Origin of the sequence: Geodermatophilus obscurus (assembly GCF_900143215.1) — a bacterium.
Classification (GTDB): domain Bacteria; phylum Actinomycetota; class Actinomycetes; order Mycobacteriales; family Geodermatophilaceae; genus Geodermatophilus; species Geodermatophilus obscurus_A.
Genome location: NZ_FRDM01000011.1, coordinates 120,760 through 145,753, shown reverse-complemented (window position 1 = coordinate 145,753; position 24,994 = coordinate 120,760). Strand labels below are relative to the sequence as shown.

General features: G+C 74.2%; 29 protein-coding genes. 5 read left to right on the top strand and 24 right to left on the bottom strand.

Going from position 1 to position 24,994, the window contains the following annotated elements; all coding sequences use genetic code 11:
- Nucleotides 1–3 precede the first annotated feature (3 nt).
- On the bottom strand, nt 4–657 hold the full coding sequence (locus BUB17_RS12870; protein WP_072918509.1) for a DivIVA domain-containing protein: 654 nt from the start codon (nt 655–657) through the stop codon (nt 4–6).
- Between the two features lie 254 nt (nt 658–911).
- Nucleotides 912–2,243 carry an MFS transporter gene (locus BUB17_RS12865; RefSeq protein ID WP_072918507.1) on the bottom strand — a complete coding sequence of 444 codons (1,332 nt, stop codon included), beginning with the start codon at nt 2,241–2,243 and terminating at the stop codon, nt 912–914.
- Nucleotides 2,244–2,568: 325 nt separating this feature from the next.
- Here BUB17_RS12865 and BUB17_RS12860 point away from each other — a divergent pair, with 325 nt between their 5' ends.
- Nucleotides 2,569–2,970, top strand: coding sequence for a cupin domain-containing protein (locus BUB17_RS12860; protein ID WP_072918505.1), 402 nt, complete (start codon nt 2,569–2,571; stop codon nt 2,968–2,970).
- A gap of 117 nt (nt 2,971–3,087) precedes the next feature.
- Here the strand turns inward: BUB17_RS12860 and BUB17_RS12855 are convergent, their stop codons facing one another.
- From BUB17_RS12855 to BUB17_RS12805, 11 genes are all read right to left on the bottom strand, one after another.
- Complete coding sequence (locus BUB17_RS12855) at nt 3,088–3,708, bottom strand: GDSL-type esterase/lipase family protein (protein ID WP_072918503.1); 621 nt, start codon at nt 3,706–3,708, stop codon at nt 3,088–3,090.
- Nucleotides 3,709–3,811: 103 nt separating this feature from the next.
- Nucleotides 3,812–4,582 (bottom strand): 3-oxoacyl-ACP reductase FabG, encoded by a 771-nt coding sequence (fabG, locus tag BUB17_RS12850; protein ID WP_072918502.1) that lies wholly within the window; start codon nt 4,580–4,582, stop codon nt 3,812–3,814.
- Nucleotides 4,583–4,690: 108 nt separating this feature from the next.
- Nucleotides 4,691–5,110 (bottom strand): DUF350 domain-containing protein, encoded by a 420-nt coding sequence (locus BUB17_RS12845; protein WP_072918501.1) that lies wholly within the window; start codon nt 5,108–5,110, stop codon nt 4,691–4,693.
- Between the two features lie 167 nt (nt 5,111–5,277).
- Nucleotides 5,278–5,682 (bottom strand): AAA family ATPase, encoded by a 405-nt coding sequence (locus BUB17_RS12840; RefSeq protein WP_072918500.1) that lies wholly within the window; start codon nt 5,680–5,682, stop codon nt 5,278–5,280.
- Between the two features lie 133 nt (nt 5,683–5,815).
- Nucleotides 5,816–6,079, bottom strand: coding sequence for a hypothetical protein (locus BUB17_RS12835; protein WP_072918499.1), 264 nt, complete (start codon nt 6,077–6,079; stop codon nt 5,816–5,818).
- Nucleotides 6,080–6,167: 88 nt separating this feature from the next.
- Complete coding sequence (locus BUB17_RS12830) at nt 6,168–7,487, bottom strand: AI-2E family transporter (protein WP_072918497.1); 1,320 nt, start codon at nt 7,485–7,487, stop codon at nt 6,168–6,170.
- A gap of 144 nt (nt 7,488–7,631) precedes the next feature.
- Nucleotides 7,632–8,042 carry an ankyrin repeat domain-containing protein gene (locus tag BUB17_RS12825; RefSeq protein WP_072918496.1) on the bottom strand — a complete coding sequence of 137 codons (411 nt, stop codon included), beginning with the start codon at nt 8,040–8,042 and terminating at the stop codon, nt 7,632–7,634.
- 122 nt (nt 8,043–8,164) lie between these two features.
- Nucleotides 8,165–8,911 (bottom strand): dienelactone hydrolase family protein, encoded by a 747-nt coding sequence (locus tag BUB17_RS12820; protein WP_072918494.1) that lies wholly within the window; start codon nt 8,909–8,911, stop codon nt 8,165–8,167.
- Between the two features lie 45 nt (nt 8,912–8,956).
- Entirely contained in the window at nt 8,957–9,502 is a 546-nt protein-coding gene (locus BUB17_RS12815; protein WP_072918492.1) for a hypothetical protein, read from the bottom strand.
- A 161-nt stretch (nt 9,503–9,663) separates the two neighbouring features.
- Nucleotides 9,664–10,248 (bottom strand): hypothetical protein, encoded by a 585-nt coding sequence (locus BUB17_RS12810; protein WP_072918491.1) that lies wholly within the window; start codon nt 10,246–10,248, stop codon nt 9,664–9,666.
- 38 nt (nt 10,249–10,286) lie between these two features.
- Nucleotides 10,287–10,754 carry a PPOX class F420-dependent oxidoreductase gene (locus tag BUB17_RS12805; protein ID WP_072918489.1) on the bottom strand — a complete coding sequence of 156 codons (468 nt, stop codon included), beginning with the start codon at nt 10,752–10,754 and terminating at the stop codon, nt 10,287–10,289.
- Between the two features lie 75 nt (nt 10,755–10,829).
- On the opposite strand from BUB17_RS12805, the gene BUB17_RS12800 reads away from it, so the two are divergent.
- Together BUB17_RS12800 and BUB17_RS12795 are read left to right on the top strand one after the other, a co-directional pair.
- Complete coding sequence (locus BUB17_RS12800) at nt 10,830–12,176, top strand: AI-2E family transporter (protein WP_244277188.1); 1,347 nt, start codon at nt 10,830–10,832, stop codon at nt 12,174–12,176.
- A gap of 48 nt (nt 12,177–12,224) precedes the next feature.
- A complete protein-coding gene (locus BUB17_RS12795; RefSeq protein WP_244277187.1) occupies nt 12,225–13,208 on the top strand; it encodes a proteasome assembly chaperone family protein in 984 nt (327 codons plus the stop codon).
- 82 nt (nt 13,209–13,290) lie between these two features.
- On the opposite strand, the gene BUB17_RS12790 is transcribed toward BUB17_RS12795, so the two are convergent.
- The 10 genes from BUB17_RS12790 to BUB17_RS12745 all read right to left on the bottom strand — a co-directional run bounded on the left by BUB17_RS12790 (nt 13,291) and on the right by BUB17_RS12745 (nt 22,278).
- Nucleotides 13,291–14,106 (bottom strand): alpha/beta fold hydrolase, encoded by an 816-nt coding sequence (locus tag BUB17_RS12790; protein ID WP_072918486.1) that lies wholly within the window; start codon nt 14,104–14,106, stop codon nt 13,291–13,293.
- Nucleotides 14,107–14,215: 109 nt separating this feature from the next.
- A complete protein-coding gene (locus tag BUB17_RS27435; protein WP_072918484.1) occupies nt 14,216–14,413 on the bottom strand; it encodes a hypothetical protein in 198 nt (65 codons plus the stop codon).
- Between the two features lie 68 nt (nt 14,414–14,481).
- A complete protein-coding gene (locus BUB17_RS27430; protein WP_072918483.1) occupies nt 14,482–14,841 on the bottom strand; it encodes an MFS transporter in 360 nt (119 codons plus the stop codon).
- Nucleotides 14,842–15,067: 226 nt separating this feature from the next.
- A complete protein-coding gene (locus tag BUB17_RS12775) occupies nt 15,068–16,732 on the bottom strand; it encodes a catalase (RefSeq protein WP_072918481.1) in 1,665 nt (554 codons plus the stop codon).
- The gene (locus tag BUB17_RS12770; protein ID WP_072918480.1) at nt 16,729–17,202 is read right to left on the bottom strand and encodes a Fur family transcriptional regulator; all 474 of its coding nucleotides are present in this window, start codon (nt 17,200–17,202) and stop codon (nt 16,729–16,731) included. The genes BUB17_RS12775 and BUB17_RS12770 overlap by 4 nt, the downstream gene beginning before the upstream one ends.
- 84 nt (nt 17,203–17,286) lie before the next feature.
- Nucleotides 17,287–18,180 (bottom strand): formyltetrahydrofolate deformylase, encoded by an 894-nt coding sequence (gene purU, locus BUB17_RS12765; RefSeq protein ID WP_072918478.1) that lies wholly within the window; start codon nt 18,178–18,180, stop codon nt 17,287–17,289.
- Between the two features lie 80 nt (nt 18,181–18,260).
- A complete protein-coding gene (gene ligD / locus BUB17_RS12760) occupies nt 18,261–19,181 on the bottom strand; it encodes a non-homologous end-joining DNA ligase (protein ID WP_072918476.1) in 921 nt (306 codons plus the stop codon).
- Between the two features lie 19 nt (nt 19,182–19,200).
- Nucleotides 19,201–20,514 carry a non-homologous end-joining DNA ligase gene (gene ligD, locus BUB17_RS12755; protein WP_072918475.1) on the bottom strand — a complete coding sequence of 438 codons (1,314 nt, stop codon included), beginning with the start codon at nt 20,512–20,514 and terminating at the stop codon, nt 19,201–19,203.
- A gap of 1 nt (nt 20,515) precedes the next feature.
- The gene (locus BUB17_RS12750; protein ID WP_072918473.1) at nt 20,516–21,574 is read right to left on the bottom strand and encodes a non-homologous end joining protein Ku; all 1,059 of its coding nucleotides are present in this window, start codon (nt 21,572–21,574) and stop codon (nt 20,516–20,518) included.
- 131 nt (nt 21,575–21,705) lie between these two features.
- Entirely contained in the window at nt 21,706–22,278 is a 573-nt protein-coding gene (locus BUB17_RS12745) for a DUF1360 domain-containing protein (protein WP_072918471.1), read from the bottom strand.
- Between the two features lie 188 nt (nt 22,279–22,466).
- Here BUB17_RS12745 and BUB17_RS12740 point away from each other — a divergent pair, with 188 nt between their 5' ends.
- Both BUB17_RS12740 and BUB17_RS12735 read left to right on the top strand, forming a co-directional pair.
- A complete protein-coding gene (locus BUB17_RS12740) occupies nt 22,467–23,000 on the top strand; it encodes a hypothetical protein (RefSeq protein ID WP_072918542.1) in 534 nt (177 codons plus the stop codon).
- A 388-nt stretch (nt 23,001–23,388) separates the two neighbouring features.
- The gene (locus BUB17_RS12735; protein WP_072918469.1) at nt 23,389–23,787 is read left to right on the top strand and encodes an STAS domain-containing protein; all 399 of its coding nucleotides are present in this window, start codon (nt 23,389–23,391) and stop codon (nt 23,785–23,787) included.
- Nucleotides 23,788–23,923: 136 nt separating this feature from the next.
- Here BUB17_RS12735 and BUB17_RS12730 read toward each other — a convergent pair whose 3' ends face one another.
- Nucleotides 23,924–24,940, bottom strand: a complete 1,017-nt coding sequence (locus tag BUB17_RS12730) for a DNA topoisomerase IB (protein ID WP_083606312.1) — start codon at nt 24,938–24,940, stop codon at nt 23,924–23,926.
- Between the last annotated feature and the right edge of the window lie 54 nt (nt 24,941–24,994).

Below are 24,994 nucleotides of genomic sequence, written 5' to 3'. Positions count from 1 at the left end.
GTGTCAGGTCGGCAGCGGTGCGGGCGCGGGCTCCTCACCGGCCGGCTGGTCGGCCAGGGTCTGCAGCACCGCGTCCAGCTCTCCGGTCAGCCGGCGCACCTCGGCGTGCGCCCGCGCCAGCTCCTCCTCCGCGGCTGCCCGAGCCTGCTCGGCGTCCTGCCGCATGCGGGTGCACTCGGCGACGGCGCCGTCCTTGACCTCGCGGGCCCGCCGCAGCAGCGCGTCGGCCTCAGCCCGCGCCTCCCCGCGCAGTCGGTCGGCGTCGGCGGCGCCGGCCTCGGTCAGCCGCGCGGCCTCGTCGGCGGCCAGCCGGAGGATCTCCCCCACCCGCTCGGAGGTCCGCACCTGCTCGCGTCCCGCCGGTGAGCAGGCCAGCAGCCGGCGGGAGATCTCCAGCTCGGCGGCGCAGGCGCCGTAGCGGGACATCAGGTCGTCGTTGGCCCGCCGGACGGCGAGCAGCTCGGTCTCGGCCCAGGCGACGTAGTTGTCCACCTGCAGCCGGTCGTAGCCGCGCAGCGCGGCGCGGAACGCCGGCCGGGGCTTGAGCAGGGCGTCGAGGTTCCCGGCGCCACCGGGCCGGCTCTCCTCCGCGCGCCGAGCCGCCGCCCCCGCTGTTCCCGACCCGCCGCCGACCGGAGCCTCGTTGCGTCGGAACACCGCGCCTCCCTGCTTCCCCGTGCCCCAGGCCGGGACGGTGCCAGACCGCGGCCGCCGGGAGGGGTTCCGCGCTCCCGGGCCGCGGGCGAGACGGCGTCGTCCGCCACCTGCGTGCCGGGTCCGCCACGGGGCGTGAGAAGGGACCCCCTTGCCCCCACCGTGTGAGGACCCCGTCCTCCTCATCCCTCGCAGGCTCGGGATGAGTCTCTGGACGGGCCGGCGGCGGGACCCGGCACGGGGGCCAGGGTCCTCGTTCAGCGGTAGGCGGAGCCCCCGCGCAGCCGGGCGCCCACGGCGACGCCGAGCGGCGCCAGGACGACGCCGTCGCGGGCCAGCCGCGCCCGCAGCTCTCGGCGGTGACGCAGCACGCCGACGAACCCGATGGCCCAGAACAGGTACTGGGTGGCGAACGCGGCGCGGAAGGCGTCCAGCGAGTAGCTCGCCGAGCCGTCCGGGGTGAGCAGGTCGAGAACCGCGCCCACGGCCAGCACGGTGAGCAGCGAGGCGACGAAGCCGCCGACGTTGACCACGCCGCTCGCACTGCCCTGCCGCTCGGCGGGGTTCCAGGTGCGGGCGAAGTCGAAGCCGATCATCGAGCCGGGGCCGTTGGTGCCCAGGACGACGACCAGCAGCACCAGCAGCGCCAGCGGCGCGCGCCCAGGCCACAGCAGCACGACGGTCCAGGTGACCGCAGTGGCGACGAGGATGCCGAACACCAGCGTCGAGCGGCGCAGCGGCCAGCGGCCGCACAGCCGGCCGAACAGCGGGCCGACGCCGATGCCGACCACAACCAGGAGGGTCAGCAGGCCGGCCGCCGTGGCCGGGCTCAGGCCCTGGCCGAGGACCAGGAAGGGATAGCCCCACAGCAGCGCGAAGACGGTGCCGGAGAACTGGGTGACCAGGTGGGTGTACAGACCGATGCGGGTGCCCGGTTCCCGCCAGGTCAGCGCCAGGCTGCGCCGGACCTCGGCGAGCCCGGCCGGCGGGGCCAGCACGGTGCCGGGGGGCACGTCCCGCAGCGCGACGAGCACCAGGACGGCGACGAGCACGCTGACCGCGGCCCCGCCCAGGAAGGTGGACTCCCAGGACGTCGCGTGCAGCAGCGCGACCAGCGGGTAGGCCGCGGCGATCTGCCCGAACTGGCCGAGGATGCCGGTGAGCTGGGTGATCAGCGGAACGGTCCGGCCGGGGAACCAGAAGCCGACCACCCGCAGCACGCTGACGAAGGTCATCGCGTCCCCCGCGCCGACGAGCACCCGCGCGGCGATGGCCGCCGGCACGTCACCCGCCAGCGCCAGTGTCGCCTGCCCCGCGGCCATGGTGAGCGCGCCGGCCAGGATCAGCCGCCGGGAGCCGAACCGGTCCAGCGCCACACCCACCGGCACCTGCATGGCGGCGTAGACCACCAGTTGCAGCACCAGGAACAGCGAGATCGCCGAGGCGCCGGCGGAGAACCGCTCCTGCGCCTCCACCCCGGCGACGCCCAGGGAGGCGCGGTGGAAGACGGCGACGGTGTAGGCGGCGAGCGCGACCAGCCACACGGCGTAGGCACGGGCGGTGGGGCGGGCGTCGGTCGCGGTCGTCACCTCTGGGACGACGCCGGGAGCGTCGCCATCCCTTCCCGGTCACCCCGGTGAGTTCGATCACCACGCTCCGCTGTGCCCGGTCCGGACGCGCCGCAGACCCGACACGGGCGGGCCCCGTCCAGAGGCTCGGCGCAGGCCCCGTCCCCCGGGTGCCGCCCTGAGCGGGCGCAGGGTGAGGGGGACGGGGCCCTGCCACACCGGGGAGGACGGGGTCCGCCAGGCAGGAATGAGGGACGCGGGCGGGGGGCAGGAGGGACGTCGTCCGCCGGGCCCGACCGGGCCGCGGCCGCACAGACCCGTGCCCGACCGAGGAGAGGAGCCCTCGATGGCGTCCGTCATCCACTACACCATCGCGACCGAGGCGGAGAAGTACGCCGACTTCCGCCGCGTGCTGTGGACCGGCAAGAACACCCAGCTGGTCATCATGACCATCCCGCCGGGCGGTGAGATCGGCGAGGAGGTGCACGAGGACATCGACCAGATCCTCACCTTCGTCAGCGGCACCGGTGAGGCGCGGATCTCCGGGTCCACGAAGAAGGTGGCGCAGGGCGACCTGGTCGTCGTCCCCGCCGGCACGAAGCACAACTTCGTCAACACCGGCCCCAACCCGCTGGTCCTCTACACCGTCTACGGCCCGCCGGAGCACGCCGACGGCGCGGTGCACAAGACCAAGGAGGAGGCCGACGCGGCCGAGGAGGCCGGCAAGGACGAGCCGCCGACCGAGTGAGCGCAGGGCGGGGGGTGGGAGGCCGCCCCCCCCCGTCCCGGCGGCGATCATGGCGCCGGGACCACCGTCCCGACCGGATCGGTGGTTCCGGCGCCATGATCGCGACCCCGTCTGGGATCAGGCGGCGGCGTCCCGCCGCGCGTGGGCGGCGGCGACGACGTGCGGCACCAGCGCCTGGGCGATGTGCGCGTAGCCGGCCGACGACGGGTGGAAGCGGTCGGCGGAGAACAGCGCCGGGTCGGTGCCGAACGCGGCGGACACGGCGTCGGAGACGGCGGCCACCATCGCGCCGTTCCTCCGGGCGACGGCGGCCTGCTCGCGCTGCAGCGTCGCGGAGGCGACCTGCACCAGCGGCCGCAGCGCCGGCGGCACCCACGGGACGGTCGACATGTCCGGTGCGGGGACGACGACCACGTCGGTGCCGGCGGCGCGCAGGTCGGCCAGCGCGCTCGCCAGCGCCGCGGCCGACTGCGCCGGAGGCACCAGCCGTGCCAGGTCGTTGGCGCCGACCACCACCACGGCGAGGTCCACGCCCAGCGGCGCGGCCCGGCGGACCTGCGCGGTCAGGTCCCCGGTCACCGCTCCGGGGACGGCCAGCACGGCCAGATCGACGTCGTAGCCGGCGTCGGTCAGGGCCGCGGCCAGCCGCGGGCCGAGGGCGTCGCGGGGGCCGGCGGCCCCGGAGCCGTACGCGAGGGAGTCACCGATCAGGGCGAGGCGGAGGGACGTGCGTGTCACGGTTCGTACAACACCGGCGCACGCACCGCCATGCCCGCCTCCGGAACGCGCGCGGGCCCGGCCGGGTGTGCGCCCGGCCGGGCCCGCCACGAGCGGTCGCCGGCTAGGCCTTCGGGCCGCCGGCGGCGTAGACCACCTGGCCGGACACGAAGCCGGCGCCCTCGCTGATGAAGAACGAGGCCAGGTGCGCGATGTCCTCGGGCTGCCCGACCCGCTGCACCGGGATCTCCTTGGCGGCGTAGGCGATGAAGTCCTCGAACGCGACGCCCATCCGGTCGGCGGTCGCCTTGGTCATCTCGGTCTGGATGAAGCCCGGCGCGATCGCGTTGGCGGTGACGCCGAACTTGCCGAGCTCGATCGCGAGGGTCTTGGTGAAGCCCTGCAGCCCGGCCTTGGCCGCCGAGTAGTTGGCCTGGCCGCGGTTGCCCAGCGCCGAGGTGCTCGACAGGTTGACGATCCGGCCCCACTTGGCGTCGATCATGTGCTTCTGCACCGCACGGGTCATCAGGAAGGCGCCGCGCAGGTGCACGTTCATGACGACGTCCCAGTCGGCCTCGGTCATCTTGAACAGCATGTTGTCGCGGATGACGCCGGCGTTGTTGACCAGGACCGTCGGGGCGCCCAGCTCGGCGGCGACGCGGCTGACCGCGGCCTCGACCTGCTCGGCGTCGCTGACGTCGGCGCCCAGGGCCAGCGCCCGGCCACCCGCGGCCTCGATGGTCTCCACCGTCTCCTTGCCCGCGACCTCGTCCAGGTCGAGCACGCCCACGGCGAACCCGTCCTGGGCCAGCCGCTTGGCCACGGCCGCACCGATGCCCCGCGCGGCACCGGTGACGATCGCCACGCGGGTCCCGGTGCTGTTCAACTCGCTCATCTGTTCGTCCCTCTCCGATTTCTGCGCCGTCCGGTGCGCTGGACCACACGGTACGGATCGGCTCCGCGAGGCTACCGGCGGGTAGGCGGGTGTCGGTGGAGGCGCGGGTCAGGGCCAGGTGCTGGCGACGACGATGCCGGCAACGGCCAGCTGCACCGCGGCGAGGACCAGGCTGGCCGGGTGGAAGGACACCTCGGTCACGTGCCGGCCCAGCTTGCCCGGGGTGAGCAGGTCGAGGACCAGGAACGCCACCGCCTGCAGCACCACGCCGAGCAGGCCGAAGACGACGGTGTAGAGCAGCGCCGTACCGAACCCGCTGGTCGCGTTGGTCCAGATCGCGCTGAAGATGATCAGTCCCTGGGCGAGGAAGCCGGCGGCGGCCACGATCCCGGCGTTGACCGACCGCTCCTCGTGGATCTGCCGGCCGAGGTGGCCGGGGGTGAGCAGGTCGAGCACGAGGAAGCCGAGGGTCAGCAGCACGATGCCGACCCCGGTGTAGGCGACGGCGTAACCGATGCTGGCCAGCACGAGGGACCTCCGGGGGACGCGGGACGGGCGGACGCCGGACGTGTCTACCGCACCGGCGTCCCCCGGCCCGCCCCGGCGTGCCGGGCGGGTGCGCTGCTCAGCCGACGGTTGCACGAGCCGGCCCGCGCGCCCCGGCCGCTCCCCGCGCGCCGACGATCCCGCGGCAGTCAGCCGGTGGGAACCACGTCCACCCGGTCGAAGCCCTCCGCCGTCGAGGGCGGCACGAACCGCGCCGCCGTGCCGTACAACCCGGCCGGCGGCACTCGGGCCCGTCCGCCCCGCGCGTCGTTGCGCGCGGCACAGACCGGGACCGGCGTGTCCACCCACACCGCCCGGACGCCGGCGCCGGCCGCGCGGGCCGCCGCGACCAGCGGCGCCCGGTCCTCCGGTGCGGGGTTGGTGTTGTCGACGACGACGCTGCACCCCTCGGCCAGCAGCTCGGCGACCACCCGCCGCTGCCGGGCCTCGCGGCGGCGGGCGTTGGGCCAGTGGTCCTTGCTCACGACGGCGTGCGTCGCGGCCAGGTGCGCACGCACCCAGGTCGACTTCCCGCTGCCCTGCAGACCGGCCATGACGACCAGTTCCTGCTCCGGGACGGCGGTCCTCCTGCACGCACCCGCTGCGGCCCCGTCCCGGGTCCCGCCCTGAGCCGGCGAGGGTTGGGGCGGACGGGGTCCTTCCTCGGGGGGAGGCAGGGGCCCTTCCTCAGGCGGTCTGGCGCAGCGGCGTCACGCCGGCGTCGTCGTCCAGCGCGGGCCGGGGCGCCGGGTGCTCGACGAGCGCCAGGACCCGGCCGGCCATGAACCGGGCGGTGCGGACGGTGGTGCCGCCCCGGGTGGTCTCGGTGACCTCGACCAGCCCGCGGCCGTGGCTCACGTCCACCCGCCGCCCCGCGCGGGTGGCCTCGATCTCGTAGGTGCGGGTGCTCCCGCCGGCGTCGATCACGATCTCGACACGGTCGCCCTTCATGGCGTCCTCCAGACGTCGTGACGGGCGGTGTGCCCGACATGGGAACAACGTCCTCCAGGGGTCCGACATTCCGTGCTGACCTGCGGGTTCAGTCCTCCGACGGGCGCCGGTGCGGCCGCGGCACGTGCAGCGCGCGGACCGAGGCGAGGGCCGCGCGACGGGCGTTCGCACGCTGCCGGGCCCGGCTGGTCCGGGGCGCTCTGGGCTCCTCGCGCAGCAGCGCGTCGAGCCAGTGCCCGCGGGGGTCGACGTCCACGAGCAGCGCCTTGAGCAGCAGGGTGAGCGGGATGGCCAGCAGCGCGCCCAGCGCGCCGAGCACCCAGCCCCAGAACAGCAGCGCCACGAAGGTGACGGTCATCGACAGCCCCACCGAGTCACCGACGAACCGCGGCTGGATGAGCGTCTGGACGACGAAGTTGAGCAGCGCGTAGACCGCGACGACGGTCCAGAACTCGGTCCAGCCGCCGTCGAGCAGCGCCAGGATCGCCGGTGGCACCAGCCCCAGCACGAAGCCGATGTTGGGCACGTAGTTGGTGACGAAGGACAGCAGCCCCCACACCACCGGCAGCGGGATGCCGATGATCGCCAGCGCGATGCCGTCGCCGACGGCCACGATGCCGCCGAACACCGTGCTGACCCAGAGGTAGCTGCGGGTGCCGCGGGCGAACAGGCCCAGCGCGATCGGCAGGTGCGGCCGGTCGGCGGCGACGAGCGCCAGCCGCCGGCCGAACCCGCCGGCCTCGATGGAGAGGAACACCAGCGCCGCCAGCAGCAGGACCAGCGTGGAGGCGGCGTCGGTGGCCCGGGACAGCACGCCGGTGGCCACGCCCACCAGCTGGCTGTAGTCGAACTGCGCCACCAGGTCGGAGAGCTGGCCGGAGACGATCCCGCGGTCGTTGAGGTCGGCGACCACCGAGGCGATGAGCGCCTCGGCCGACCCGGCGTAGTTGGGCAGCAGTGCCGCGAACTGGGCGATCGAGACCACCAGGAGGGCGACGAAACCCAACAGGACGGTCCAGACCAGCAGGAGCAGCACCGTGGCGCTGGCCCACCGGGGCCAGCCGTGCCGCTGCAGGAAGCGCTGCACCGGCATGAGGGCGATGACCACGACCAGGGCCAGCAGGACCGGGCCGACGAGCCAGGCGATCGAGCGCACCCCGGCGATCGCGATGGTCGCGGTGGCGGCACCGATCAGCAGCACCATCCAGCGCGGCATGCCGCCGGTCGGGGGCCCGAGCGCGTCCTCGGGCAGGAGGGGGGCCTCGGTCCCCGTCGCCGCGGCGGCGTCTGCCGCGGCCTGGGCCGCGACGGCGGCGGCCTGCACCTCCGCGGCGGCGGCCGGCGGCATGCCGGTGGCCCCGCTGGTCACCGGGAGGTCGTTCCGCGGGACACCCCGCTGCACGGTCACCGTCGGACGCCTCAGCCCGCGGCGCGGGCCGGCGAGCCGGTGCCGCCGGCGCCGAGCGGCGCCGGGTGGTCTCTGACCACGTGCCCTCCTCTGCGAGATGCCGGGCTCACCGGACTGCCACCCTCGCACGCCCGGCCGTCCGGCTCAGGAACGCGCACCGTCCAGCAGCGCGGTCATCGCCGGCAGGTCGAAGAACGCCGCCGTCTCCCGTGCGGTCGGGCCACCGGCGTCCGGGTCGGCACCCGCCGCGAGCAGTGCGCGAACGGTCTCCTCCGACTGCTTGAACACCGCCGCGGCCAGCGCCGTCTGGCCCCGGTCGTTCACCCGGCCGACGTCGGCGCCGCGGTCCAGCAGAGCGGCGACCGTCGCCGGGTGGCCGTGGTAGGCGGCCAGGATGAGCAGCGTGTCGCCCTTGTCGTTGGTCAGGTTCGCCGGCACCCCGGCGTCGACGTAGGCGGCCAGCTCCTCGGTGGCCCCGCCGCGCGCCAGGCCGAAGACCCGCGCCGCCAGCTCGATGACGCCCGGGTCGATCCCGCCGCTCCCCTGCTCGCTCATCGGTCCTCCTCGCCGGGGCTCGTCGGCCCGGTGCGCGACGCTGCTCCGCCCGTGCGGGCCCTCGCACGCCCGGACCCGACGTCGAGCGTAGGAGGTCCGGACGACGGCGGGGGCGGCGGCGCTCAGCTCGCCGCCACCCGGTCGGTGAGGGCCAGCACGCGGCGCCAGACGTCGTCGCAGGCCTGCGCCCAGTCGCCGTACGCGCGGTCGAAGAAGGAGTGCGGAGCCCCGTCGTAGACGGCGGTCTCCACCTCCGCGCCGCCCGACCGCAGCCGCTCGGCCAGCGCCAGCTGGGCCGCCACGGGGGTCGCGGCGTCGGCCCCGGCGATCACCATGAGCGTCGGGCGGAGGGCGGGGGCGTCCCCGGTCGTCTCCGGCTTGCCGTAGAAGCCGACGCAGGCGGCCAGGTCCAGGTCGCCGGCGGCCAGCCGCCAGGAGTGGCTGCCGCCGAAGCAGAAGCCCACGGTGACCACCGGCAGGTCGGCGCGGGTGCGCGCGCGCAGGTAGGCCACCGCCGCAGTGACGTCGGCGTCCACGCCGGCCGCGGTGACCTGCGGGATGTGGGTCTGCCAGTCGACGTCCTGTCCGCGGGCCCCGGCCTCCGGCAGCTCCGCCGTCCGCCCGAACCAGTCGACGGCCAGCGCCGGCAGCCCGGCCGCGGCGAACCGCTCGGCCAGCGCCACGTAGTACGGGTGCAGCCCACGGATGTCGGGGAGCAGCACCACGCCGACCTGTACCGGGCCGGCCGGCGCTGCATAGGCGGCGGCGACCTCGGTGCCGTCGGCGGAGGTCAGGGTCAGCGTGCCGCGCTCGGCGACGTCTCCGCTCCTCGGCGGTGCAGGCGGGCGGCTGCCGGCGTCGTGGCACATGCCGGCGGTTCTACCCGTGCACCCGGCAGGCCGCCCGACGAGGGCTCAGGTGTCGGCGGCGGCGTCGGCGGGGCCGGGGTGGCCACCGAAGACGCCGGCGGCCACCTCGCGGCGGACGTCGGCCAGCCAGTGGTGCTGCTTGTCGGCCTGGTCGATCAGCCGGTCGAACAGCGCCCGATCGATGCGGGGGTCCGCCTCCGCCGCCGCGCGCAGCGTCTCGAACCCGGCCCGCTTGGCCAGCACGGCGGTCGCGATGAACTCGAACTCGACCAGGTCCGACAGCGGCGAGCGGGACAGCAGGTGCCCGTTGAACTTGGCCCGGGAGACCTTCTCCCCGAGCCACACGGCGGCCTGCTTGTACTGCCGCACCGGCAGACCGAGGGTGCGCATCTGGCCCTCCAGCGACGAGCGCTCCTCGCGCAGCTCGTCGAGCAGCTCCTCGAGCCGCGGCTCGTAGGCGGTACCGCGCCAGCGGCCGAGCATGCGGCTGACCAGCTCGACGCCGCCGGTGGCCGAGGCCAGGTGGTCGTTGGTGTAGACGCCGAGCAGGTCGGCGTTGCGGATCCCGCCTGGCGCGGTCGACTCGGACACGGGTGCTCCCGGGGATCGGACGGCAGAGGTGCGGAACCCATTCTCACCGCCCGGTGATCACCGCGCGCGGCGGCGGGTCAGCTGCGCGGCAGCAGCGGCGCGACGCCGACGCACGCCGCGCCCACAGCACGCCGTCCGGCGAGGACCGGGACGGCGACTGCTCACCCGGCCGCCCGGGCGAGCAACCGCGCGGCCGTCGGCCGCAGTTCGCGTTCCAGCTCCCACAGCCCCGCCGCCAGCCGCTGGCCCACCGCCTGGCGGGAGACGCCGAGCGCGGCGGCGGCGGCAGCCTGGGTGCGCCCGGCGCGCACCAGCTCGATCGCCTCCCAGGCCTGGGCACTGCGCCGCTGGACGACGACGGCCAGCGCGCTCAGCACGGCCTGCGCGTCACCGGCGTCCGGCGGGACGGCGCCACGCACCGCGAGCCGCACGCTGCGCTGCCCGGCCGCGTCGACCGCCCGCCGGGCGCAGAGGAGGGCCGGCCCGGCGCCGGCGCGGCTGCCGGGCAGCGGCGTCTGCAGCGGACCGGCCCCGACGCCGATGCTCCAGCCGCCCTCGCGCACCAGACGCAGCACGACGTCCACGACGACCGCGGGGTCGGCCAGCACCCCCTGGAACTCGTCGCCCGCGGTCCGCTCGAAGGGCAGCACCGTCGGAACGCCGTCCGCCAGCCGCTGCAGGACACCGGCGACCCGGTCCGGGCCCCGGCGGCTGGCCTGCTGGCCGACCGCCAGCACGTACGGCACCCCGCGAGTCTCCGGGCTCTCCCGCCTCGACGCAAGCCTCAGAGCTTGTCGATGACCTTCGGCGGGAAACCGCCCGTCGCGATCGGCCCCCAGCGCTCGACCGTGACGCGCAGCAGCGACTTGCCCTGCCGGGCCATCGCCGCCCGGTACTCGTCCCAGTCGGGGTGCTCCCCGCTGATCGCGCGGTAGTAGTCGACCAGCGGCTCGAGCGCCTCGGGGACGTCGAGGACCTCGGCGCGGCCGTCGACCTGCACCCAGGGCCCGTCGAAGTCGTCGGAGAGCACGCACAGCGAGACCGACGGGTCGCGCCGGGCGTTGGCCGCCTTGGCGCGCTGCGGGTAGGTGGAGACCACGACCCGCCCCTCCTGGTCGAGACCGCAGCTCACCGGGGACAGCTGCACACCCCCGCCGCTGCGCCGGGTCACCAGCACCGCCTTGTGGCGGGGACGGAGGAACTCCTCGAGGGCGGCACGGTCGACCCGGTCGGCGGTCGCGGTTCTGGGCATGACGTGACGTTACGACGGGCGCCTGATGATCGTCCCGGCCAGTTCCGGGGTACCCGGCTGTGCTGTGATCGACCCATGAGGCTCCGCATGCCCGGCCGCTCGGGCGCGTCGTCCGCCGACCCGTCCGGCGACGCGCCTCCGGTGACCGGACGGACGCCCAGTTTCGCGGCGATGCCCAGCGCCGCGGTGACGTCCAGCCCCGCCCCGGGCGCCGAGCGCGGACCCCGGCTGCAGAAGGGCGTGCGGGCGCTCGCCATCGCCTCGGCGCAGCTGCTGCTGATCGCCGCCGCGCTCGTGGTGGTCGGCTGGGTCCTCGGGCGGCTGTGGCCGATCCTGCTGCCGGTCATCCTCGGCCTGCTGTTCGCCACCGTGCTCTGGCCGCCCACCCGGGTGCTGCGGAAGCTGCACTTCCCGCCGGCGCTGGCCGCCCTGGTGGTGCTGCTGGCCTTCCTCGCCCTCATCGCAGGCCTGTTCTCCTGGATCGTGCCGCAGGTGGCCGACCAGGCCGGCGAGCTCGCCGACGCCGCCACCGCCGGGCTGCAGGACGTGCAGCAGTGGGTGACCGGTCCGCCGCTGAACCTCGGCGAGGACCAGATCGGCCAGGCGGTCGACCAGGTCATCGACACGATCCAGAACAACGCGCAGAACATCGCCGGCTACGCGCTCACCGGCGCCACGGCGGTCGGCGGCATCCTGCTCAACCTGGTCCTCGCCCTGGTCCTGGCCTTCTTCTTCATCAAGGACGGCCCGCGCTGGCTGCCGTGGCTGGCCGCCCAAACCGGCCCCAAGGTGGCCCCGCACGTGGCGGCGCTGTCGTACAAGACCTGGACGACCCTCTCGGAGTTCATCCGGCAGCAGGCCCTGGTCGGTTTCATCGACGCCTTCTTCATCGGCCTGGGCCTGTGGATCCTCGGCGTGCCCCTGGTGCTGCCGCTCGCCGTCCTGACCTTCTTCGGCGCGTTCATCCCGATCATCGGCGCCTTCGTCGCCGGCGCCTTCGCGGTGCTCGTCGCGCTGGTCAGCAACGGCTGGCAGACCGCGCTCATCGTGCTGGTCATCGTGCTGGTCGTGCAGCAACTGGAGGGCAACGTGCTGCAGCCGATCCTCCAGGGCCGCGGGCTCAACCTGCACGCGGCCGTGGTCATCCTGGCGGTCACCGCCGGCGGCAGCCTGTACGGCATCCTCGGCACGTTCCTCGGCGTCCCCGTGGCCGCGCTCATCGCCGTCATCTACCGGTACGTCCGCGACGAGCTCGACGGCCGGACACCGGAGGTCGCCGACGACGGCACCCGGGTGCAGGTCACCGGCGACGACGCCGGGGCCACGGTCGTCCGGGAGCGCGTCCGGACGCCGGCCTCCGGACCCGTCCCGGAGGACGCCCCGGACGCCGACGACGACACCCCGGCCCGCCCGCCGGCCTGACCCCTGCGGGCGACCCGGGGAATGCGGTCGGCACGGGGGGAGCTGTAGGTGGTAGATCCGTACCGCGAGGAGGCACCCACCGTGGCGCAGCGACCGGAGCAGCTCGTCGAGCTGCTCCCCGAGGCCGAGCCGTTCCTGGTCCGCGAGTCCGAGGTCACCGACGCCGGTGCCCGCCGCGGGCTGGTGCTGGTGCACGACGTCGCCGGGGAGTTCGACGCGGCCTCGGCCGGGGCGCTGGCCGGCGCCCACCTGCTCAACGCGCTGCCGCACGAGGTGGTCGCCCGGTTCGACGTCGACAGCCTGGTCGACTACCGGGCCCACCGGCCGCGGATGACCTTCTCCGGCGACCGCTACGAGTCGTACGCCGCCCCGGAGCTGCTCCTCTACGCGCTGGAGGACGACGCCGGCGAGCCGTTCCTGCTGCTGCACGGCACGGAGCCGGACTTCGCCTGGGAGCGCTTCGTGGCCGCGATCGGCTGGCTGGTCGAGCGGCTCGGCGTCACGTCGGTCGTGTCGCTGCAGGCGGTCCCGATGCCGGTGCCGCACACCCGGCCGGTCACCGTCACCGCCCACGCCACGCGGCGCGCGCTGATCGCGGAGTACCCGGTCTACTGGGGCGAGATGAGGCTCCCCGGCAGCGTCGCGGCGCTGCTGGAGCTGCGGATGGGCGAGGCCGGCGTGGACGCCTACGGGGTGGCCGCGCACGTGCCGCACTACCTGGCGCAAGCGACCTTCCCGGCGGCGTCGCTGACGCTGCTCGAGCACCTGTCCCGGCTGACCGGTCTGCACCTGCCCACCGAGGCGCTGCGGGAGGCCGCCGAGGCGCACCGCAGCGAGATCGACGAGCAGATCGCCCGCTCCCCCGAGAACACCGCCGTCGTGGCCGCGCTGGAGCAGCAGTTCGACCAGTTCACCGCCGCCCGCGAGGGCGCCGGTCTGCTGAGCGACATCGGCGAGGTGCCCAGCGGCGAGGAGATCGGCGCGGAGCTCGAGCGCTTCCTCGCCGACCAGGAGCGCCGCCGCGGCGAGTGAGCGACCTCCGCGGCCCGCACGACATCACGCGGTTGGGCTCCGCACCCCACGGCGGGCTCCGCCTCCCAGCAGAGGGCGGTGGTCAGTCGACGGGATGGCGGGCCAGGAAGGGCACGAGCACCTCGACCAGGGCGTCGGGGTGGGTCAGCGCGATGTCGTGGCCTGCGCCTGCGATCGTCACCTGCTCGGCGTGCGGCAGCCACGCGTGGATCAGATCGCCCACCCCGTCGAAGTAGGGACCGTGGCCGCCCCCGGAGACGTGCAACACCGGACAGCGCACCCGGGTGGCGGTGGCGACGTCGAACGGCCAGCCCAGCAACGCCGGGATGTCGACGTCGAGGAAGGTCCGGCTGTCGCGCCGTACCTGTGCGGAGGTGCCCGGAACGGCGACGTCGAGCCGGCCGCGCCAGTCGGATCCCATCGTGCTCAAGAGGAAGCGCTCGACGGCGGCCTCCGCTCCCCGAGCCTGCCGGTCGGCCAGGAGGGCGGCGTTGGCGGCGCGGAACTCGGCATCGGCCGGGCCGTGCACCGGCGGCGGTTCGACGAGCGTGAGCGTGTGGACCAGGTCGGGGTGGTCCACGGCCAGCTGGAGTGCCACCGCGCCGCTGTACGAGGCACCGAGGACGTTCGCCCTTCCGATGCCCAGCGCCGCGAGCAGCCGTGCGCAGTCGGCCGCGTCCTCCGCGACCGACCCGGGTGGCGCGGCCGGACTGCTGCCGGCATAGCCGCGCCGGTGGTAGTGGACGACCTGGAACCGTCCCTGCAGCCGCTCGGCCAGCGGCAGGAGCTCGTCCGCGGTCAGCGCGGTGGGCACGAGCGCGATGGGGTCGCCGGCGCCGAGGACCACCGTCTCCACCTGCCCGCCGTCGATCGCGACCCGCGTCATCGACGTCCTCATGGCGGCGATCGTGGGGGGCCCGGGGGGCCGGGCGCCAGGCACCCGGGGCGTCGGGATGCGGCTGGGGCGGTCACCGGGCACCCGGCGACCGCAGCCGGCTCCCGGGAGGTCAGCGGCCGGCGCCCACCGCCCGGCGGATCCGGGTGGTGGTCATCCCGAGGGAACCCAGGACCCCGACGGCGGCGAACACGGAGAAGCCCCACGGGAACGCGACGCCGGCCGTGACCAGCGCGCCGGTCACGACCGGGCCGACGATCGCGCCGATCCGCCCGGCGCCGGCCGACCGGCCGAGCGCGCTGGCGCGCACCTGCGGTGGGTGGTTGGCGCTGACGAAGGCGTAGCCGAGCCCCTGGGCGCTGAAGACGAAGCAGCCGGTCAGGAAGTGCCGGCCAGGAAGCGCAGCAGGCCGAAGACCGCGGCGGGCGCGAAGGCGCACAGCAGGGTGAGCAGCGAGAACGCCGTCACGGCCCCGATGAGCGACTTCCGGCGCCCGACGAGGTCGATGAGGGTGCCGATGGTCAGCGCGCCGACCATCATGCCCGCCAGCCCGATGGTGATGACCGCGGTCGCGCCGGTGCCGGACAGCGCCCACTCCTCCGGCGTCCGCAGCGTGTGGACGACGGCGCCGACGACGACGAGGCCGAACTGGCGCAGCGCTGCAGAACCGCGGGAGACGGTAGGTGAGCCAGGCCACGGGACCCAGCCCGGCCGGCGGGAGCCGGGCGGGCACAGCACAGCGGGCCGCGACCGGGGGGTCCCCGGTCGCGGCCCGCCGCGGAGTGGTGGTGCCCGCTGTCAGGCGACGATGTCGCCGGTCGCCTTCCGCGCCACGCTCCGCTCCTCGGTCGCCAGCGCTCCCTGCGATGCTCCCGCGGCTGTCAGGCGACGATGTCGCCGGTCGCCTTCCGCGCCACGGTCCGCTCCTCGGTCGCCAGCGCTCCCTGCGATGCTCCCGCGGCTGTCAGGCGACGACCACGTGCTCGTTGGGCACGCAGTGCGTCATCACGTGGCCGGTGACGTCGCGCGGACCGTTCTTGCCGAGGTTGGCAGCGCGCTGCAGCTCCTCGTCGGAGAGGGTCTGCGTCTGCAGCGGGGACAGGCCACGGACGTCGTCCGCGGTGATGCCCAGACCGTCGCCGACACGCTGGCCGAGCTCGTCCTCGCACATGAAGAAGTGCCAGACCATGCGCTCCTGGATCTCGCGCGGGCACTGCTCCAGGTTGGTGACGAAGTTGAGGACCAGGTCGTCCTTCTCCCACTGCTCGCTGAGCAGATAGCGCTCACCGGCCTGCTTGTAGTCGTTCGTCCGCGGGATCCGCTTGCGAGTGACCCGGCCGGTGATCACCGGGCCGATCTCGTCCTCGGCCGGGGCCGCCGCCTCGCGCAACCCGCCCTGGATCGACGGCTCGTAGTTCACGTGCGGGTTCTGGCCCTCGCCGAGATCCACGCCGTAGGCCATCTGGCCGTCGCGCTGGTTGGTGGCCACCCGGGCGTTCTTCGCCTGGTTGACCGGCAGCTGCAGGTAGTTCGGGCCCACCCGGTAGCGCTGCGTGTCGGAGTAGGAGAACGTCCGCCCGACGAGCATCTTGTCGTCGGAGAAGTCGAGCCCGTCGACCAGCACACCGGTGCCGAAGGAGATCTGCTCGTTGTCGGTGAAGAAGTTCTCCGGGATCCGGTCGAGGGTCATCGTCCCGACCTTGCGGAGCGGGAAGACCTCCTCGGGCCACACCTTGGTGTCGTCGAGCGGGTCGAAGTCCAGCTCGGGGTGCTCGTCGTCGCTCATGAGCTGGACATAGAGGTCCCACTTGGGGTGGTCGCCGCGCTCGATGGCGTCGTAGAGGTCCTTGGTGTGCGAGCCCAGGGTCTGGGCCTGCACGGCCGCGGCGTCAGCCCCGGTGTAGGACTTCACGCCCTGGTGCGGGAACCAGTGGTACTTCACCAGGTGGGTCTCGTTCTGGGCGTTGACCCACCGGTAGGTGTTGACGCCGAAACCCTGCTGGTGCCGGTAGCTCGCCGGGATCCCGCGCGGGCTGAACACCAGCATGATCATGTGCATGGACTCGGGCGCCTGGCTGAAGAAGTCGAAGGCCCGCCAGGCGACGTTCGCCTCGAAGGTGACCGGGTCCGGCTTCTGCGAGTGGATGAAGTCGGGGAACTTGATGGCGTCGCGGATGAAGAAGATGCCGAGGTTGTTGCCGACGAGGTCCCAGTTGCCGTCCTCGGTGTAGAACTTCACCGCGAAGCCGCGCGGGTCGCGGGCCACCTCGGAGGAGTCACGGCCACCGGCGACGGTGGAGAAGCGGATCGCCAGGTCGGTGCGCTTGCCCTTCTCCTGGAACAGCTTGGCACGCGTGTACCTGCTGATCGGCTCGTCGCCGACCGTGCCGTCGGCCTCGAAGTACCCGAAGGCGGTGGCCCCGCGCGCGTGGACCACCCGCTCCGGGATGCGCTCCCGGTCGAAGTGGCTCATCTTCTCGAGGAACTGGTAGTTCTCCAGCGTGGCGGGGCCACGGGCCCCCACCGTCCGCTGGTTCTGGTTGTCGTAGACCGGGTGACCCTGACGGTTCGTCAGGACCGGACGGTCGGCCTCGCTCCGAGCAGGGCCCTGCGATGCGACGTCGGTCATTGCTTCACTCCTCTTCGATCGTGGTGCTCGGGGACTCCCGTTGTCTCCGATGGGTTACCTACCCGGCAGTCCCGGCAGAGACCCCAGAAGACGACCTCGGCCTCGTCCACGACGAAACCCGCCGTGTCCGAGGGCGTCAGGCACGGAGCCGCACCCACGGTGCAGTCGACGTCAGCCACCGCACCGCACGAGCGGCAGACCAGGTGGTGGTGGTTGTCACCGACCCGCAGCTCGAACAGCGCGGGTGCGCCCGCCGGCTCGATCCGGCGGGCCAGGCCGCGGGAGACGAGGGCCTCGAGCACCCCGTAGACCGCCTGGGGCGACAACGTGGGGTGCACGGCACGAGCCGCGGTGACGATGGTGTCGACGTCCGCGTGCGGACGCTCGGCGAGCACCTGCAGCACCGACAGGCGGGGCCGCGTGACACGCAGCCCGACCATGCGGAGCTGCTCCTGCCCGGTGGTCTCCATCGGGTCGAGCCAACCCGCTTGTTTTGATCGAGTCAAGACGAGCAACGGGCGCGCCGCCTGAGGTCACTCGCTGCCGCGGTGCCCTCACGCGAAGACGATGGTCTTCTCGCCGTCCACGATGACCCGGTCCTCGACGTGCCAGGTGACCGCCTGGGCCAGCACCTGGCGCTCGACGTAGCGGCCGATGCGGCGCATGTCCTCCACCGTCGCGCGGTGGTCCACACGGGCGACCTCCTGCTCGATGATCGGCCCGGCGTCGAGCTCCGGCGTCACGTAGTGGGCGGTCGCCCCGATCAGCTTGACGCCGCGGTCGTGCGCCGCCCGGTAGGGGTTCGCCCCGACGAACGCCGGCAGGAAGCTGTGGTGGATGTTGATCAGCCGCTCCGGGAACCGGCTGCAGAAGTCGGCCGAGACGATCTGCATGTAGCGGGCGAGCACGACCAGGTCGACGTCCCCGACCAGCTCCAGCGCCCGCGCCTCGGCCGCCGCCTTGGTCTCCGGTGTCACCGGCACGTGGTGGAACGGGACGCCGGCCCCGCGGGCGACCGGCTCGAGGTCGGGGTGGTTGGACACGACGGCGGCGATCTCTGCGCGCAGGTCGCCGGCGCGGACCCGGTAGAGCAGCTCCTGGAGCACGTGGTCGGCCTTGGACACGAACACCGCCAGCCGCGGGCGGTGCGCGGCCTCGGTCAGCCGCCAGGTGAACTGCCACTGCTGCGCGAGCAGGGCCAGGGCGCCCTCGAGCTGCTGGCGGCGGCGGACCAGGTCGGCGAGGAAGAACTCCAGCCGGAGCGTGAACGTGCCGCCCACCGGGTCGGAGGAGTGCTGCTGCGAGTCGATGATGTTCGCCCCCACGTCGGCCATCAGCCCACTGAGGACGGCGACGATCCCGGGCCGGTCGGGGCAGCGGACGACGAGGCGCCCGACGTCGGTCAGCCGCTCGTCGCGCGGGCCGGGAGAGGGCAGTTCAGCGGACACGGGAAGCGAGGATGCCAGTCGCCCGTCCCCGTCGAGGGCACCGCCCCGAGCCTGCGAGGGTGAGGAGGACGGGGCCCTTTTCAGGCCGGGGGCAGGACGGCGCGCTGCGCCCCGGCGATGTCGAACAGGTCGCCGTAGTCCTCGACCCGGGCCAGCACGTCCTCGGTGCGGAAGCGCAGCAGGCCGGGGTCGGCCCCGTCGAGCACGGCCTCGACCTCGTCCCAGCCGATCGGGGTGGACACCGTCGCGTCGGGCCGGGCGCGCAGCGAGTACGGCGCGACCGTCGTCTTGGCCGGGTTGTTCTGGCTCCAGTCGATGAGCACCTTGCCCGGGCGCAGCACCTTCTCCATCCGCCACACCACGCGGTCGGGCGTCTCGGCCGACAGCGCCTGCGCCAGCGCCCGGGCGTAGCGGCTGGGGTGCTCGCGGTCGGTCACCCGGATCGGCGCGTACACCTGCACGCCCTTGGAGCCCGACGTCTTGACCACCGGGTCCAGGCCGTCGTCGACCAGCCGCTCGCGCAGCCGGTCGGCGACCTCGCAGCACTCGAGGATCCCGGCGTCCGGACCGGGATCCAGGTCGAGCACCAGCAGGTCGGGCAGCGCCGGCTGCAGCCGGCTGCCCACCTGCCACTGCGGCACGTGCAGCTCCAGCGCGGCCAGGTTGGCCGCCCACGCGAGGTCGGCCACCGTCTCCAGGATCACCATGTCGAGGGTCTCCCGACCGCGGGAGCTGCCGGGGCTCGGCACGGTCACCTTCCGCACCCAGTCCGGGGCGTGCCGGGCGCTGTTCTTCTCGAAGAACGCCTGCCCCTCCACCCCGTCGGGCCAGCGGGTGAAGGTCACCGGCCGACCGGACAGGTGCGGCAGCAGCACCGGCGCGACCCGCACGTAGTAGTCGATGACCTGGGCCTTGGTGAAGGACACCTCGGGGAAGAGGACCTTCTCCAGGTTGGACACGTGCAGCTGCCGGCCGTCCACGCGCACCAACTGCCTGGTCACCCGACCACCCGTACCCGGTTCACCACTCCTCGACCACGTCCTCGGGCGCCAGGTCGTCGCGCAGCCCGCGCCACGACGGGTGGCGCATCCGGCCGTCGGCGGTCCACGCGGCGAACGCCACCTCCCCGACCAGCTCCGGCACCACCCAGCGCGCGTCGCGGGTGACCTCGCGGGGCAGCGCGTCGACGAACGGTGGGCGGCCGGCCGGCGTGAACAGCGGCTCGAGCTCCTCGAGCGCTCGGGCGGTGAAGCCGGTGCCGACGTGCCCGGCGTAGACCAGTCGGCCGGCGTCGTCGTGCACCCCCACCAGCAGCGACCCCACTCCCCCGGCCCGCCGGCCCTGTCCGGGCCGCCAGCCGCCGACGACGACCGCCTGCGTCCGGACGTTCTTCACCTTGCGCCAGTCCGGCCCCCGGAGCCCCGGGCGGTACGGCGAGTCCAGCCGTTTGGCGACGATCCCCTCCAGGCCGTTGTCGCGGCTGGCGGCCAGCACCGCGGCCCCGCCGCCGCGGAACCACGGCGTGGGCACCCACCGCTCGCCCCCGACGCCCAGCGCCTCCAGCCGCTCGCGACGCTGCGCGTACGGCAGCGCGAGCAGGCTCTCGCCCTCCCAGGCGAGCAGGTCGAACACCAGGTAGGTCACCGGGGCGTCCGCGGCCATCCGGCGCACCTCCGGGCCGGTCCGGTGCATCCGCCCCTGCAGCGCGCCGAAGTCCGGCCGGCCGCGCGCGTCGAGGGCGACGACCTCGCCGTCGACGACCGCGTCGTGCCCGCTCAGCACCTCCGGTAGGTGGGTCAGTTCGGGATAACGGACGGTGATGTCCGTGCCGCTGCGGGCCCGGAGCGCCAGCCCCCCGGCCTCGACGACGGCCACCGCCCGGACACCGTCCCACTTGAACTCGTAGCCCCACTCGGAGTCCTGCGGAGGCGCCGGCAGCTCCCCCGCGGTGGCGAGCATCGGGACCAGGGGCGCCCTCTCCGTGGGCGCGTCGAGCGCGCGGACGAGCCAGCCGCCGCCGGGCGACCGGAAGAGGACGTGGCGGCCGTGCAGCCGCCGGCCGCCGAGGACCACGACGACGCGGTCGTCGGTCCACTGCTCGACGGCGTAGCGGCCCGCGTCCCAGGTCGGCAGCCCGGTTCCGTTCCCGCCCGTCGTGGGGACGGCGGGCAGCGCCCGGCCCCGCGCGGTGGGCGGCCCCTCCGGCAGGTCCCAGCAGCACGGCACGCCGTTGCGCTCCAGCCGCAGCTCGACGCGGCGGGACGGGTGCTCGGTGACGACGAACGGCTCTCCGGCCGGCGGGACCGGCCGCCGGGCGCTCCCCCGGGTCGGCACCTCAGGCGGTGCGGCGGGCCCGCTTGGCCGGCGCCTTCTCGGCGGTGGCCTCCACGGTCGCGGCCGCCTTCCTCGCAGCGGTCGCCTTCCTGGCCGTCGTCTTCTCGGCCGCGCTGGTCCGCTTCGCCGCGGTGGCCTTCCGCGCCGTCGTGCGGCGGGCCGGCGCGGCGTCCTCGTCGGCGCCCCGCGTGGCCTTCCGCGCCGCTGTCGCCTCCTTCGCCGTCGCCTCCTTCGCCAGCGCCCTCTTCGCCGGTGCCGGCTTCCCCGGGGCCTCCTCGGCGGCGGCGCCGCCGCGGGCGGCCTCCACGCTGCGCCGCAGCGCACTCATCAGGTCGACGACGGCCGCGCCGGACTCGGCGGTCTCCGGCAGCGGCTGCACCTCGCCGCCGCTCTGCTTGGCCTCGAGCAGCTCGGCCATCGCCTCGCGGTAGTCGTCGGTGAACTCGGTGGGGTCGAACTCACCGGTCATCGACCCGATCAGCGCCTCGGCCATCTGCAGCTCCTGCGGCCGGACGGCGACGTCCTCGTCGAGGAAGGCGAAGTCGGGACGGCGGATCTCGTCGGGCCAGCGCATGGTGTGCAGCACCATCACGCCGTCCTTCACGCGCAACGCGGCCAGCGACTCCCGCGACCGGATGGCGATCTTGGTGATGGCGACCCGGCCGGCGTTCTCCAGCGCGTCGCGCAGCAGCACGTACGGGCGGGTCGCCGAGGGGTCGGGCTCCAGGTAGTACGTCTTCTCGTACTGGATCGGGTCGATCTCGTCCTGGTCGACGAACTGCAGGACCTCGATCTCCCGCCGGCTGGCCAGCGGCAGCTCCTCGAAGTCCTCGTCGGTGAGCACCACGAGCTGGCCGTCGGGCAGTTCGTAGCCCTTGGCGATCTCGGCGTACTCGACCTCCGCACCGTCGATCGAGCACACCCGCCGGTACTTGATGCGCCCGCCGTCGGTGGCGTGCACCTGGTTGAACCGGATGTCGTGGTCCTCGGTGGCCGTGTACAGCTTCACGCCGATGCTGACCAGGCCGAAGGACACCGCCCCGCGCCAGATCGACCGCATGCCGTGCTCCCGTCCAGAGACCCGTCCGTGGACCGCGGGCGGGGAAGGCCGGAGCGGTCAAGATCACCAGGATAGGACCGCTGCCGCCCCTCCGGCAGGTCGAGCGGCGCCACCTCCTCCGGACGGAGGAGTCACTGCACGCCGGCCTCCTCGCCCTCGGGCGCGAGCGCGCCGTTCTGGATCGAGTCGTAGACGAACTGCAGGACGTCGGCACCGGCGACCAGGGTCATGGTGAGCGCCACCAGACGCGTGGCCTTCGGCGTGGTCACGTAGCCGAAGACCAGTCCGGTCGCCACCCACTGCGCCAGGCAGAACGGACAGGTGAGCAGCTCCCCGACGGCGTGCTTGACGCCGCCGTGCTCGCGGACCTCCTCGGCGACCTCCGCGTGACCCGACGGGCCCTGGAAGCTGGTGAACGGGGCCCGCAGCGGGCTGGTGACCGGGTCCTTGGCGATCCGCCGGGCCAGCCGGAAGGTGGCCACCGCCAGCAGCGCCGCGTCGCCCGGCGGGATGCGGTCGGGCAACTCCCGTCCCGAGGCGCGGACGGCGGCCGCGCCGGCCGACACCAGGCCCAGGTAGACGCCCATGGCCCCGAGGTCGCCTGCCAGTGGGCGCGGCTCTCCGTTCGAGTACTCACGCTTCTGGTGGCGGGCCCAGCGGCGAACCGGAGCCCCGATCCGCTGGAGGTCGTCTGTGAGGGCCATGGCACTCGCGCTACCCCGCGCCCGGGGGGTGCATGCGGCGAGCCGGGGCCGCGTCCGCCCGCCGGTCACGCATGGGGCGGGGTCCGGCGGGTAGGTCGAGATCACGACGCCGGTCGACCGACCGGCCCCCCGTCCACGGGATGGACGAGCGTGCGCACGGCGGACGCACGCAGAACGGAGGCAACCCCATGACCGAGCCGGACCAGACCGACCGCGGAGCCGTCCACTCCGCCCTCAACGACACCGAGTTCCCCGACGACGAGCGGGGCCTCACCGGGACCCGCGACGACGCCCGCGGCGACACCGGGGCCACCGGTCCCGAGGGCCAGACCGCCCGGGACGTCTTCCCCGAGGACAACGGCGTCCCGGACGTCTCCCAGGACGACTTCCCGACCATGCAGCGATCCGAGGACCCGCAGTTCGCCCCGGAGCCGGGCGACCGGGAGGGCCACCGGACCGTCGGCTTCGGCACGACCGCCTTCGAGCAGTCCGAGGGCAGGTCGCTGTCCGGGCGCCTGGAGGAGGAGATCGCCGACGAGGTCCCGGACGTGCGCCCCGCCGAGGACCCGGGCCGCGGCCTCGGCCAGCTCGAGCAGGACTACGACACCACCCCGGACACCGACTCCGGCACCAACCGCACCGCCGACGACGTCGAGGCCAGCCTCGACCCGGTGGTCGGCGGCGAGGGCCCGGAGGAGTCCGCGATGCACGTCGTGGACTGAAGGAGGACCGCCCTTCCCCCCACGCCTCGCAGGCGCAGGCGGAGGGCCCCTGGAGGGCGGCCGTTCCAGGACGTCACCGGGCCCGGCGCGGGCCGTGTCCCGGTCGAGAGGGCCACCCGCACGACTCGTGACGCCGTACGTCCTCCTTCCGGGGGCGCGGCGTCACGAGTGGGTGGCGCTCGTCGAGGGCGGGTTGGCACGTTCGACCTCGGATGTCTACGTTGGGGTTGCGGTTGAGCAGGCAGCCGCGGTCGTGCCGGGGAACCGCCCGGCACGGACACGAACGAGACGTGCGTGTCCGGGGGCCATGACATCCGGGAGGCCGCGCAGCGGTAGATTGACCGGGCGGTCGTGCCGCCGGCTACTGCCGTTGAGAGGAGCTCAGCCCGTGACCACATCCGACCTGCCTGCCGAGGGGCAGCCCGACGTGTCGACCGAGGGCACGGAGGCACCCTTCGACGACGTGATCACGCTCTCGACCTCCACCGGCGAGGACGGCGCGGTCACGGTGACGGTCGTCGGCGAAGTGGACACGTTCACCGCCCCGGTGCTCCGGTCGTCGCTGGACACGCAGCTCGAGCAGCAGCCCAAGGCCCTGGTCATCGACCTGTCGGGCGTCCAGTTCCTGGGCTCCGCCGGCCTGGCGGTCCTCGTGGAGACGCAGAAGTCGGCCCGCTCCCGCGACGTCGACCTCCGCCTCATCGCCACCACGCGCGCGGTCACCCGCCCGCTCGAGGTCACCGGCCTGATCGACCTGTTCACCATCGTCGACGGCAGCGCCCGCTGACGCAGGACCCCCTGCCCCACCCGGCCCCAGTTCAGGGCGCCGCCCCGAGCGTGCGAGGGGTGGGGAGGACGGGGTCCTCCCCACCTTCAGGGGACACACCCGACGAGAGGCCCCGCTCCGGCGGGGCCTCTCGTCGTCAGGCGCTGAGCAGCTGGCAGACCGCCTGCTCGAGCACCTGCTGGGCCGTCCGGTCGTCCGGCGCCTCCGCCGCCTCGTGCAGGGCGTGCGCCACGGTGTCCCCGTTCTCGAACCGGTCGACCACCCGCGGGTCGACGTAGCTGGCCTTGCAGACCGCCGGCGTGTTGCCCAGCGTCTCCGACACCCGCTCGTAGGCCTCCTTGAGCACCCGCTTGCGGGCCGTCTTCGTCCCCGGCTCCGGCGTGGCGGCCAGCGTCGCGGCCATCAGCACGGTCGCGTTCCAGGTGCGGAAGTCCTTCGCCGTGATCTCCGCGTCGCTGACCTCCTTGAGGTAGGCGTTCACCTCCGTGCTGGTGACGTCGTGCCACACCTGGTTGCCGTCCGGGTCCTCCACCCAGTAGCCGAGCAGCTCCTCGCCCTCCTCGGGCCGCTTGAGCAGCTCCCGGACGACGTCCGCGGTCGGCTTGTCGGTGAGCTCCAGCTCCCGCTCGAGGCCACCCTTGGCGGTGTAGGAGAAGAACACCCGCTCGCCGCGCACCCGCACGTGCTCCCGGCGCAGCGTGGCCAGCCCGTAGGTGCCGTTGTCCTCGGCGTACTGCTCGCTGCCGACGCGGAAGGCGCCCAGGTCCAGCAGCCGGACCGCGGCGGCCAGCACCCGGTCCCGGGTCAGCCCCCGGCCCCGGATCGCCTCGACGACGGCGTCGCGCACGTCGGGCAGCTGGTGGGCGATCTCCAGCACCCGCTCGTGCTTCTCGGCGTCCCGCCGCGCCCGCCACTGGTCGTGGTAGCGGTACTGCCGGCGGCCCGCGGCGTCCACACCGGTGGCCTGGATGTGGCCGTTGGGCCAGGGGCAGATCCAGACGTCCTGCCAGGCCGGCGGGATGGCCAGGGAGCGGAGCCGGTCGAGGCGCTCGTCCTTGATGAGAGCGCCGTCGGAGTCGTAGTACGCGAAGCCGCGGCCGGAACGCCGGCGCCGCCATCCGGGGCCGTGCACGTCACTGCGGCGGAGTCTCACGCCCACAGGATGGGCACCGCCGGCGTTCCGCAAACGCGGGACGACGGCGGTTCG

Coding starts and splice junctions, on each gene's coding strand:
- BUB17_RS12860 (WP_072918505.1), top strand. CDS start 2,569: ATGGCGTCCGTCATCCACTACACCATCGCGACCGAGGCGGAGAAGTAC.
- fabG (WP_072918502.1), bottom strand. CDS start 4,582: ATGAGCGAGTTGAACAGCACCGGGACCCGCGTGGCGATCGTCACCGGT.
- BUB17_RS12840 (WP_072918500.1), bottom strand. CDS start 5,682: ATGGCCGGTCTGCAGGGCAGCGGGAAGTCGACCTGGGTGCGTGCGCAC.
- BUB17_RS12835 (WP_072918499.1), bottom strand. CDS start 6,079: ATGAAGGGCGACCGTGTCGAGATCGTGATCGACGCCGGCGGGAGCACC.
- BUB17_RS12825 (WP_072918496.1), bottom strand. CDS start 8,042: ATGAGCGAGCAGGGGAGCGGCGGGATCGACCCGGGCGTCATCGAGCTG.
- BUB17_RS12820 (WP_072918494.1), bottom strand. CDS start 8,911: ATGTGCCACGACGCCGGCAGCCGCCCGCCTGCACCGCCGAGGAGCGGA.
- BUB17_RS12805 (WP_072918489.1), bottom strand. CDS start 10,754: ATGCCCAGAACCGCGACCGCCGACCGGGTCGACCGTGCCGCCCTCGAG.
- BUB17_RS12800 (WP_244277188.1), top strand. CDS start 10,830: ATGAGGCTCCGCATGCCCGGCCGCTCGGGCGCGTCGTCCGCCGACCCG.
- BUB17_RS12790 (WP_072918486.1), bottom strand. CDS start 14,106: ATGAGGACGTCGATGACGCGGGTCGCGATCGACGGCGGGCAGGTGGAG.
- BUB17_RS12775 (WP_072918481.1), bottom strand. CDS start 16,732: ATGACCGACGTCGCATCGCAGGGCCCTGCTCGGAGCGAGGCCGACCGT.
- BUB17_RS12770 (WP_072918480.1), bottom strand. CDS start 17,202: ATGGAGACCACCGGGCAGGAGCAGCTCCGCATGGTCGGGCTGCGTGTC.
- BUB17_RS12750 (WP_072918473.1), bottom strand. CDS start 21,574: ATGCGGTCGATCTGGCGCGGGGCGGTGTCCTTCGGCCTGGTCAGCATC.
- BUB17_RS12745 (WP_072918471.1), bottom strand. CDS start 22,278: ATGGCCCTCACAGACGACCTCCAGCGGATCGGGGCTCCGGTTCGCCGC.
- BUB17_RS12740 (WP_072918542.1), top strand. CDS start 22,467: ATGACCGAGCCGGACCAGACCGACCGCGGAGCCGTCCACTCCGCCCTC.